The organism is Pseudomonas sp., assembly GCF_030696055.1.
Classification (GTDB): domain Bacteria; phylum Pseudomonadota; class Gammaproteobacteria; order Pseudomonadales; family Pseudomonadaceae; genus Aquipseudomonas.
Genome location: NZ_JAUYNP010000328.1, coordinates 1 through 9,388 on the forward strand (window position 1 = coordinate 1; position 9,388 = coordinate 9,388).

12 protein-coding genes are annotated in these 9,388 nt (G+C 62.7%); 11 read left to right on the top strand and 1 reads right to left on the bottom strand.

Annotated elements, in window-relative coordinates:
- From Q8Q83_RS19740 to betI, 9 genes are all read left to right on the top strand, one after another.
- Positions 1-313: VOC family protein (locus tag Q8Q83_RS19740; RefSeq protein ID WP_305625831.1), on the top strand; the 313-nt coding region annotated here is incomplete at its 5' end.
- A gap of 74 nt (positions 314-387) precedes the next feature.
- Positions 388-762, top strand: coding sequence for a DUF6713 family protein (locus Q8Q83_RS19745; RefSeq protein ID WP_305625832.1), 375 nt, complete (start codon positions 388-390; stop codon positions 760-762).
- Positions 763-846: 84 nt separating this feature from the next.
- Positions 847-1,536: an alpha/beta fold hydrolase gene (locus tag Q8Q83_RS19750; protein ID WP_305625833.1), complete on the top strand. Its 690-nt coding sequence runs from the start codon at positions 847-849 to the stop codon at positions 1,534-1,536.
- A gap of 32 nt (positions 1,537-1,568) precedes the next feature.
- The gene (locus Q8Q83_RS19755) at positions 1,569-1,871 is read left to right on the top strand and encodes an antibiotic biosynthesis monooxygenase (protein WP_305625834.1); all 303 of its coding nucleotides are present in this window, start codon (positions 1,569-1,571) and stop codon (positions 1,869-1,871) included.
- Positions 1,872-1,994: 123 nt separating this feature from the next.
- Complete coding sequence (locus tag Q8Q83_RS19760; protein WP_305625835.1) at positions 1,995-2,537, top strand: DinB family protein; 543 nt, start codon at positions 1,995-1,997, stop codon at positions 2,535-2,537.
- A 31-nt stretch (positions 2,538-2,568) separates the two neighbouring features.
- Complete coding sequence (locus Q8Q83_RS19765; protein WP_305625836.1) at positions 2,569-2,838, top strand: hypothetical protein; 270 nt, start codon at positions 2,569-2,571, stop codon at positions 2,836-2,838.
- A 24-nt stretch (positions 2,839-2,862) separates the two neighbouring features.
- Positions 2,863-3,501 carry a glutathione S-transferase gene (locus tag Q8Q83_RS19770; protein WP_305625837.1) on the top strand — a complete coding sequence of 213 codons (639 nt, stop codon included), beginning with the start codon at positions 2,863-2,865 and terminating at the stop codon, positions 3,499-3,501.
- A gap of 16 nt (positions 3,502-3,517) precedes the next feature.
- Positions 3,518-4,492: an endonuclease/exonuclease/phosphatase family protein gene (locus tag Q8Q83_RS19775; RefSeq protein ID WP_305625838.1), complete on the top strand. Its 975-nt coding sequence runs from the start codon at positions 3,518-3,520 to the stop codon at positions 4,490-4,492.
- Positions 4,493-4,832: 340 nt separating this feature from the next.
- Positions 4,833-5,420, top strand: a complete 588-nt coding sequence (betI, locus tag Q8Q83_RS19780; protein WP_305625839.1) for a transcriptional regulator BetI — start codon at positions 4,833-4,835, stop codon at positions 5,418-5,420.
- Between the two features lie 223 nt (positions 5,421-5,643).
- Here betI and Q8Q83_RS19785 read toward each other — a convergent pair whose 3' ends face one another.
- On the bottom strand, positions 5,644-7,179 hold the full coding sequence (locus Q8Q83_RS19785; RefSeq protein WP_305625842.1) for a BCCT family transporter: 1,536 nt from the start codon (positions 7,177-7,179) through the stop codon (positions 5,644-5,646).
- Positions 7,180-7,518: 339 nt separating this feature from the next.
- Between Q8Q83_RS19785 and betB the strand changes: the two genes are divergently transcribed.
- Both betB and Q8Q83_RS19795 read left to right on the top strand, forming a co-directional pair.
- Positions 7,519-8,991: a betaine-aldehyde dehydrogenase gene (gene betB / locus Q8Q83_RS19790; RefSeq protein ID WP_305625840.1), complete on the top strand. Its 1,473-nt coding sequence runs from the start codon at positions 7,519-7,521 to the stop codon at positions 8,989-8,991.
- Positions 8,992-9,095: 104 nt separating this feature from the next.
- A partial coding sequence (locus Q8Q83_RS19795) for a GMC family oxidoreductase N-terminal domain-containing protein (protein ID WP_305625841.1) occupies positions 9,096-9,388 on the top strand: 293 nt, incomplete at its 3' end.

Below are 9,388 nucleotides of genomic sequence, written 5' to 3' on the forward strand. Positions count from 1 at the left end.
GGCCGGCGACCCGCATATCCACTACTTCAATAAGCTGTTCGGTTTTGTACTGCGCCCGGCCCGCGCCGAGATGCAGCACAACCCCTATGCGCCAGGGCTGCAGCATTTCTGCCTGCGCGTGGACAGCGCGGCCGAGGTGCAGGAAGTCGCCGAGCAATTGCGCCGCGGCGGCATAGAGGCCACGCAGGCGCGGCTCTATCCGGAATACGCCGAGGATTACACGGCCACCTTCTTTAGCGACCCGGACGGTATCCGCCTGGAGGTCACCAACTACCGGCAAGAGCGCCGCGAGCGCCATGACGAGTGGGGATAAGCCAAGCTAGGCGTTTCGCTCATCAGCAATAAGCCCCGCCCATTAACCTGCCGCAAGGCCATGGACCCTTACTCATGCAAAGAAGCTATTTCTCGACCCTGTGCTTGCTGGTTCTGCATCAGATCGATGCGGCCTATTGGCGTGAGTGGGAGATGTTCCATTTGCCCGGGGGAATCCAGGGTTACCTGGCGTTCAATCTGCTGGCCATCCCCTTTCTTCTGCTGGGCTATACCCAGGTGGTGCTAGACGGTGACAAGGCCATCTTGTTCGCCAGACTCTGCGCCGCCCTGGGCGCCCTGACGTTCCTGATCCATGCCGGCTTTGCCCTCGCCGGCTTTAGCCAATTCCATCTGCCCCTGTCCATGGCCTTGATCCTGCTCTGCCTGGCCAGCGCGCTGTGGCAATGGGTCGAAATAAGGCAATACGCCCTGCAACGTAGCGTTGCCTAACCAGCGGTTAAGTCCATCCGGCGTGCGCTCTACTAACTACAGCTCACTGTTTAAGCAAATTATTAGAGAGCAAAGACAATACATATGCGCTTGCTTATCTGCTTATTTCTATTTGTCTCTCAGGCCGCAATAGCGAGCGACTGCGTCGTGCTAGTGCATGGCCTTGGCAGAACCAGCCACTCCATGAGCTCCATTGAAAACTCATTGGAAAGCCAAGGCTATATTGTTGTAAACAACAGTTACCCTTCCAGGGAAAAGAGCATTTATGCGCTGGCCTCCGTCGTGGGAGATGGCATAAGCGCTTGTAAAGAATCCGGCGCTCAGCAGATCCATTTCGTTACCCATTCTTTGGGCGGCCTATTAGTCAGGCAGTATTTCCAGGAGCATGTTCTTCCTGAGGCTAAACGAGTGGTCATGCTCGGCCCACCGAACCACGGCAGTGAAGTAGCAACCAAGAGCAAGGATAAGTGGTGGTACAAATTCTCCACCGGGCCAGCCGGCCAAGAGCTGGGCATTGAAACTGACAGCACGCCGAATCGACTCAAGCCGATACCTCTGGAAATCGGCATCATCGCCGGCACGGAAAGCCTAGACCCCTGGTTTTCAGGCAGCGTGGCCAAGCCCAATGATGGAAAAGTCTCGGTTGCCAGCACTCAGCTTGCTGAAATGAAGGATTTTATTACGGTTCCCCATAGCCATACCTTTATGGCCAATGCAGATATTGTGGCCACGCAGGTGAAGCTGTTTTTAGCGCAAGGTAGTTTTAGCCATTAAGTTCATACAGCCGCCCAGCCCGCGAGGCTTAGATGATTCTTGAACTAGCCATACTGCAGATTATTCCCGGCCGCGAAGCGGCGTTCGAAGCGGCCTTTAGCCAGGCCGCCCCGATCATCGCCGGCATGCCGGGCTATCTCTCCCATCAGCTGCAGCGTTGCCTGGAGAACCAATCGCAGTATGCCCTGCTGGTCAATTGGCAAACCCTGGAAGACCACACCCAGGGCTTTCGGCAGTCCGCGCAGTACCAGGAATGGCGCGCGCTTCTGCATCATTTCTACGACCCATTCCCCTGCGTCGAGCACTACGCCGGGGTGCTCGGGCAGCGCGCCTAAGCGCCAACTGCACAGCCAGATCGCCCACGCCTGCTACTGGGTAGACCCAGGCAAAAGGTCTATACCTATGGGCAGAAATGCTCACCTTGTTTGCCGATCGTCTAGCCACTTAGGAGCCGCAAAGTGAGCCGTACCGAGCACATCAGCCTGATGGCTGAGTACAACGAATGGATGAATAGCAAAGTCTATAAGGCCGCGCTGAGCTTGCCCGGCGAGGTGCTGATGGCCGAGAGTCAGGCCTTTTTCGGCTCCCTGTTCGGCACGCTTAACCATGTGGCGGTGGGCGATACCCTCTGGCTGAAACGCTTCGCCAGCCATCCCGCCCACTACCCGGTCCTCGATCCGATACGTCGGCTGCCGACCCCGACCAGCCTCGACCAGCTGCTGTATAGCGATATCCACAGCCTCGCCACCTACCGCCGCGCCCTCGACCAGCTGATCCTGAGTTGGGCGCGCTCGATACGCGAAGACGAGCTGGATCTGCCGCTGCGTTACAACAACACCCAGGGGATTGCCGCCGAGCGGAACTTCTTCAGCCTGATCATGCATTTCTTCAACCACCAGACCCACCATCGCGGCCAAGCCAGCACCCTACTGTCCCAGGCCAAGGTCGATATCGGGGTCACCGACCTGCTGGCGCTGATCCCCGATGCCCAGGCGCTATAACCTTAGGCCTCTCGCCAGGCGCGCTCGTTGGTTGCTGTTAGCCATCCTGCTGGCGGCGCATGCCAGCCTGGTGTTGCACACACCGGCGCTGTTGGCACCCGCCGTTGCTGGGTCTGTCTATCTACCGTTGATGCTGCTGCAGGCGGTGGGTATCTCGCTGTTCGCCGCGGCAGAGCCCGGCGGCTGGGCCGCACCCTCGTTGCTTGGCTGGGGCCTGGTCGGCTTGCTCTGGCTGGGCATCTGGTGGACCTTGGCGGGACTGCTCGCCCGCCTGCTGCCGGGTAGGAACAACGCACCCTAGACGTCACTCTGACAAGGAAAGACCATGCAACTGATTGGAATGCTCGACTCACCCTATGTCCGCCGCGTGGCGATCTCCCTGCAACTGCTCGGCCTGCGCTTCGAGCACAGGTCGATTTCCGTATTCAGCAACTTCGAGCAGTTCCAGCAGATCAACCCGGTGGTCAAGGCGCCCTCGCTGATCTGCGCGGACGGCGAGGTGCTGATGGATTCCACGCTGATCCTGGAGTACGCCGAAGCGCTCGCCGGCCTGGGCAAGAGCCTGATGCCCGAGGTCATGGCGCAGCGCCAACATGCGCTGCGGGTGATCGGCTTGGCGCTCGCCGCCTGCGAGAAAAGCGTGCAGATCGTCTATGAACGCCAGCTGCGCCCCGCCGAGAAGCAGCATCAGCCCTGGCTGGAGCGGGTCACCGGGCAATTGCTGGCGGCCTATGCGGCGCTCGAAGCGGAGCTGCACAAACGCCCGCTGGCCGTGGGCAGCGGGGCCATCAACCAGGCCGGGGTGAGCACGGCGGTGGCCTGGCAATTCAGCCAGCAGATGCTCCCCGAACTGGTCCCGGCGGCGGACTACCCCGCGTTGCGCGAGTTCTCCCGCCAGGCCGAACTGCTCCCGGCCTTTAGCGCCGCACCGCACGGGGCCGGCACTTATCGGCCTAGCAACTAAGCTGGCCGCGAGCGAAATGCTCACGACCATCCCGCCCCAAGCACCCCAGCCGAGCCGCAGAGCCTTCTGGGCCCGACGCCTGCAGGCCTTGGCGCTGCTTTCTGTGCTGGGGCTGCTGTTGCCGCTGCCATCCCATCTGTTGGCCGCTTCCAGCGGCGCAGTGGCCTGGTTGCTCGACTTGACCAGCCATTGGCAGTGGCTGTTTCTATTGGGGTTGCTGCTGGCCGGAGGCCTGGCGACTTGGCTGGATAAGCGCTGGGCCATCCTGCTGCTGGCTGCGCCGCTGCCCTGGCTGACGGCCTCCTCGCCAGCACCGGGCAGTGAGGCTCATGGCCCGGTATTTTCAGTCGCCAGCGCCAACGTCAGCCTGCATAACCAGGACCCGCAGGCCTTGGCACTGTGGCTGGCCCAGGAGCGACCCGATGTGGTGATCGTGCTGGAAGTGTCGCCGGACTATGCCGTGGCGTTGCAGCCATTGCGCGATTACCCCTTTCAACAGCTCGTGCCGCAAGACGGCCCCTTTGGCATTGCGCTGCTGTCGCGCCACCCGTTGCGGCAGGTGCAGGTTATCGAGGATGCGGACGCCATCGCCCATATCCAAGCCCAGGTGCAGTGGCAGAACCAGCTGATTGGGCTTATCGCCGTGCACCCCATGCCGCCGCTTTCCGCCCACTACCACAGCGTACGCAACGCTAAGTTGCGGGCCTTGGCCCGCCAGGCCAGCGCCAGCAAACTGCCGACTGTGCTGGCCGGGGACCTGAATGCCACGCCCTGGTCATCCGCCTTTAGCGGCCTGGCCCAGCACGGCCTCAGGCGAGCCAGCGGGTTGGCACCGACCTGGCCCGCCGCCCTGCACGGCCTGCTGGGGATTCCGCTTGATCATGTGCTGGTGACGCCACACTGGGGGGTGGTCTCTCGCCAGGTGGGGCCGGATCTGGGTTCGGATCATCTGCCGGTGTTGCTGCGCTTGAGCCTGCGAGACGCTGATTAGAACCTGTTCACGATCTCGCGAGCTAGAGATAAACGGTGGCGAAAACGGCCGAGGAAGCGGACGACTGCATGGATGCAGGAGGTAGAACGAAGCAGGATGCCCGAGTCGAGTTTACGAGCTGTAAATGAGCATTCCGAGATCGTTTTCAACGCCGTTTAGCCGACGCGCAGCAGATCGTGAACAGGTTCTTAGAGCAGAGCATCAGGGCTCAACGGACTGGCGACCCCTATATCCCTGACCGACAAGTCGTCCAGGCAACGTCATGTTTGATTGATCGACCAATAAAGAACGGCCTAGACTGCGCCCATCCAGGGGACGCCCCCTCTTGTCGGAGAAGCAGATGCCCAAGGTCGGAATGCAACCGATCCGCCGTTCGCAATTGATCGCGGCCACCCTCGAAGCGGTCGACCAGGTCGGCATGAGTGATGCCAGCATTGCCTATATCGCGCGAGTTGCCGGGGTGTCCAACGGCATTATCAGCCACTACTTCAAGGACAAGAACGGCCTGCTCGACGCCACCATGCGCCATCTGATGCAGGCCCTGAGCGATGCGGTGCACGAACGCCGTGCGGCGCTCAAGGACGACAGTCCACGTGCCCATCTGCACGCGATCATCGAGGGCAACTTCGACGACAGCCAGGTCAACGGCCCGGCGGTAAAGACCTGGCTGGCCTTCTGGGCCACCAGCATGCACCAGCCTGCGCTGCGCCGCCTGCAGCGGATCAACGACCGCCGCCTCGACTCCAACCTGTGCTGCCAGTTCCGCCGCGTGCTGCCGCCCGCCGCAGCACGTGCCGCCGCCCGCGGCCTGTCCTCGCTGATCGACGGCCTGTGGCTGCGCGGAGCCCTGACCGGCGAGGCGTTCGATACCGCGCGTGACCTGCAGATCGCCTACGAATACGTCGACCTGCAGCTGGCCAAGGTCTAAGTATCGGAGGGTGGGGCGCCTGCCACTACCGCCCAACCACAGATGTCTGAATTGCGCCGTAACCCATCATTGCGTTCAACCGGGCTTCTGCCTGGTGGGTTACGCGACGCTCGACCAACGCGGCGAACCGAACATCCTTTTTCCGCGCCGCCCACCCTACGCGCTAGACGCAAAAAAGCCCGAGGCCGGCAACGACCTCGGGCTTGTTCTGTACGGCAGTCCGTCAGGCGTTGGCTGGCGGCGCCAATGGCGCCCGCGCCGCTTCCTCGCTGGCGGCCAAGTCCGCCTTCATCGCCTTAAGCAGGGCGAACATATACAGCAGCAGCACCACCGAGAACGGCAGGCCGGCCAGCACCACCACCGTCTGCATGGCGGTGAAGTTGCCGGCGAACAGCAAGCCGATGGTCACCAGGGTCACCACCACCGACCAGAAGATACGCAGCCAGTTCGGCGCGTCTTCGTCCAGTTCGCCGCCCTGGCGCGACAGGTTGGCCAGCATCACCGAACCGGAATCCGCCGGGGTGAGGAACAGCACGAAGCCGACGCAGATCGACACCCCGATCACCACCTTGGACCAGGGGTAATGCTCCAGCAGCAGGTAGATCGACATGGCCGGCTGCTCCAGCGCGGCCTTGCCCAGGTCGGCGGCGTTCTGGTTCATCACCAGATCCAGGGCGCTGTTGCCGAAGATCGACAGCCAGGCCAGGGTGAAACCCAGGGGAATCAGCAGCACGCCGTAGACCAGCTCGCGCACCGTGCGGCCACGGGAAATTCGCGCGATAAACATGCCCACGAAGGGTGCCCAGGAAATCCACCAGGCCCAGTAGAACAGGGTCCACAGGCCCATCCACGCTTCGCTCTTGCCGGACTGGCCGGTGTACACATAGAGGTCGAAGGTCTTCAGCACCAGGCCGTTGAGGTAGTCGCCGGTGTTCTGCACCAGGCCGTTGAGCAGGTGCAGGGTGTCGCCGGCCAGCAGCACGAACAGCAGCAGGCCGCTGAACAGGATGATATTGAGGTTGGACAGGCGGCGGATGCCCTTCTCGATCCCAGACACCGCGGCCAGGGTGGCCACCGCGCTCATCACCAGGATCACCGCGAGCAGCGCGCCCTGGCTGTGCGGCAGGCCGAACAGGTATTCCAGCCCGGACGACACCTGCAGCGCGCCGATGCCGAGGTTGGTCACCAGGCCCAGCAGGGTGACGAAGATGCCGAAGCAGTCGACGGTATTGCCCACCCAGCCACGGGTCAGGCGCTGGCCGAACAGCGGATAGAGCGCCGAACGCAGCGCCAGCGGCTGCTTGTGCCTATAGGCGAAATAGCCCACGGCCAGGCCGACCAGGGCGTAGATCGCCCAGCCGTGCACGCCCCAATGCAGAAAGGTCAGCTGCAGCGCCTGGCGCGCCGCCGACGCGGTGCCCGGTTCGCCTTCCGGCGGGTTGTACAGGTGATCGATCGGCTCGGAGGCGGCGAAATACAGCAGCGAGATGCCAATGCCCGAGGAGAACAGCATGCCGGCCCAGGCGCCGTAGCTGAACTCCGGGCGTTCGTGGTCTTCACCCAGGCGCAGGTTGCCGTAGCGCGAGAACGCCACATAGAGCACGAAGAACAGGTAGGCGCCGATGGCCAACATGTAATACCAGCCGAAGCTGCGCGACAGAAAGGTCTGCGCCTCGGTGAGCCAGGCGCCGGCCGCTTCAGGGAAGAGGATCAGCGCCAGGGTGAGCAGCAGGATCAGGGCCGTCGAGCCGTAGAACACGACCGGATTCAAGCGCCCCGTTTCGGGGTTTGTAAGTGGCAGAGCAGCGGTACTCATGATGGAGATGGGCTCCAGAGGCAGTGAAAATCTGCGTCGCCGGCAAGCCGCCGAAAACGCCGAGAAGTCCCGGACTGGCGGTCTGTGCAGGTCTAGGACGCGCATTCCAGCCAAGCCCTTGACTGCGGCGAACTGCCGCAGCCCGGATTGTGGGAGCGAGCTTATTCTTTGTTGTTTGAACGTTCAATAAAAATAAAGTAGGCTCAATTCCACCTTGCAGCAGCCGGCCCGCCAAGCGCCCCGGATTCGCCCCCGACAATAGCGATAACAGAGGACTTACCCATGGCTCGATTCGACGAACAGAAGCTCTACATTGGTGGTCGCTACGTGGAAGCCAGCAGTGGCAACACGTTCGAATCGATCAACCCGGCCACCGGGGAAGTGCTCGCCACCCTGCAGCGCGCCAGCCAGGCCGACCTCGAACTCGCCGTGGCCACCGCCACCGCAGGGCAGAAAGTCTGGGCGGCGATGACCGCCATGCAGCGCTCGCGCATCCTGCGCAAGGCCGTGGATATCCTGCGCGCGCGCAACGACGAGCTGGCCGAGCTGGAAAGCCTGGACACCGGCAAGCCGCTGTCGGAAACCCGCTTCGTCGACATAGTCACCGGCGCCGACGTGCTGGAGTACTACGCCGGCCTGATCCCGGCCATCGAAGGCCAGCAGATCCCGCTGCGCGAAAGCTCCTTCGTCTACACCCGTCGCGAACCCCTGGGCGTGGTCGCCGGCATCGGCGCGTGGAACTACCCGATCCAGATCGCCCTGTGGAAGTCCGCCCCGGCCCTGGCCGCCGGCAACGCGATGATCTTCAAGCCCAGCGAAGTCACCTCGCTGACCACCCTCAAGCTGGCCGAGATCTACACCGAGGCCGGCCTGCCCGATGGCGTGTTCAACGTGCTGACCGGCAGCGGCCGCGAAGTCGGCCAGTGGCTGACCGAGCACCCGGGCATCGAGAAGATTTCCTTTACCGGCGGCACCAGCACCGGCAAGAAGGTGATGGCCAGCGCCTCCAGCTCCACCCTCAAGGAAGTGACCATGGAGTTGGGCGGCAAGTCGCCGCTGATCATCTTCGAAGACGCCGACCTCGACCGCGCCGCCGATATCGCGGTGATGGCCAACTTCTACAGCTCCGGCCAGGTCTGCACCAACGGCACCCGGGTATTCGTGCCGCGCATGCTGCAGGCACGCTTCGAGGCCAAGGTGCTGGAGCGGGTCAAGCGCATCCGCCTCGGCGACCCATTGGTTGAAACCACCAACTTCGGCCCGCTGACCAGCTTCGCCCATATGGACAGCGTGCTCGGCTATATCGACACCGGCCGTAAGGAAGGCGCGCGCCTGCTGATCGGCGGCCAGCGCGTCACCGAGGGTGCCTACGCCAAGGGCGCCTATGTGGCGCCGACCGTATTCACCGACTGCACGGACGAGATGACTATCGTGCGCGAAGAAATCTTCGGCCCGGTGATGAGCATCCTGATCTACGACAGCGAAGAGGAAGTGATCCGCCGCGCCAACGCCACCGAATACGGCCTCGCCGCCGGTGTGGTGACCCGCGACCTGGCCCGCGCCCACCGCGTGATCCACCAACTGGAAGCCGGCATCTGCTGGATCAACACCTGGGGCGAGTCGCCGGCGGAAATGCCGGTTGGCGGTTACAAGCAATCCGGCGTCGGCCGCGAGAACGGCCTGACCACCCTCGAGCATTACACTCGGATCAAGTCGGTACAGGTCGAACTGGGCGGCTATAGCTCGGTGTTTTGACGAAAATAGCCTCAAGTTGTAAGCCACAAGCTGCAAGTCAAAAGCACCGCCGCTTTTACTTGTAGCTTGAGGCTTAAAGCTTCCATCCAAAGGATGCTGCCTCTATGCAATTCGACTACATCATTATCGGCGCCGGCTCGGCCGGTAACGTGCTGGCCACCCGCCTGACCGAGGACGCCGAGGTCAGCGTGCTGCTGCTGGAAGCCGGCGGCCCGGACTACCGCCTGGATTTCCGCACCCAGATGCCCGCCGCCCTGGCCTTCCCGCTACAGGGCCGCCGCTACAACTGGGCCTACGAGACCGAACCCGAGCCCTTTATGGACAATCGGCGGATGGAATGCGGGCGCGGCAAGGGCCTGGGCGGCTCCTCCCTGATCAACGGCATGTGCTATATCCG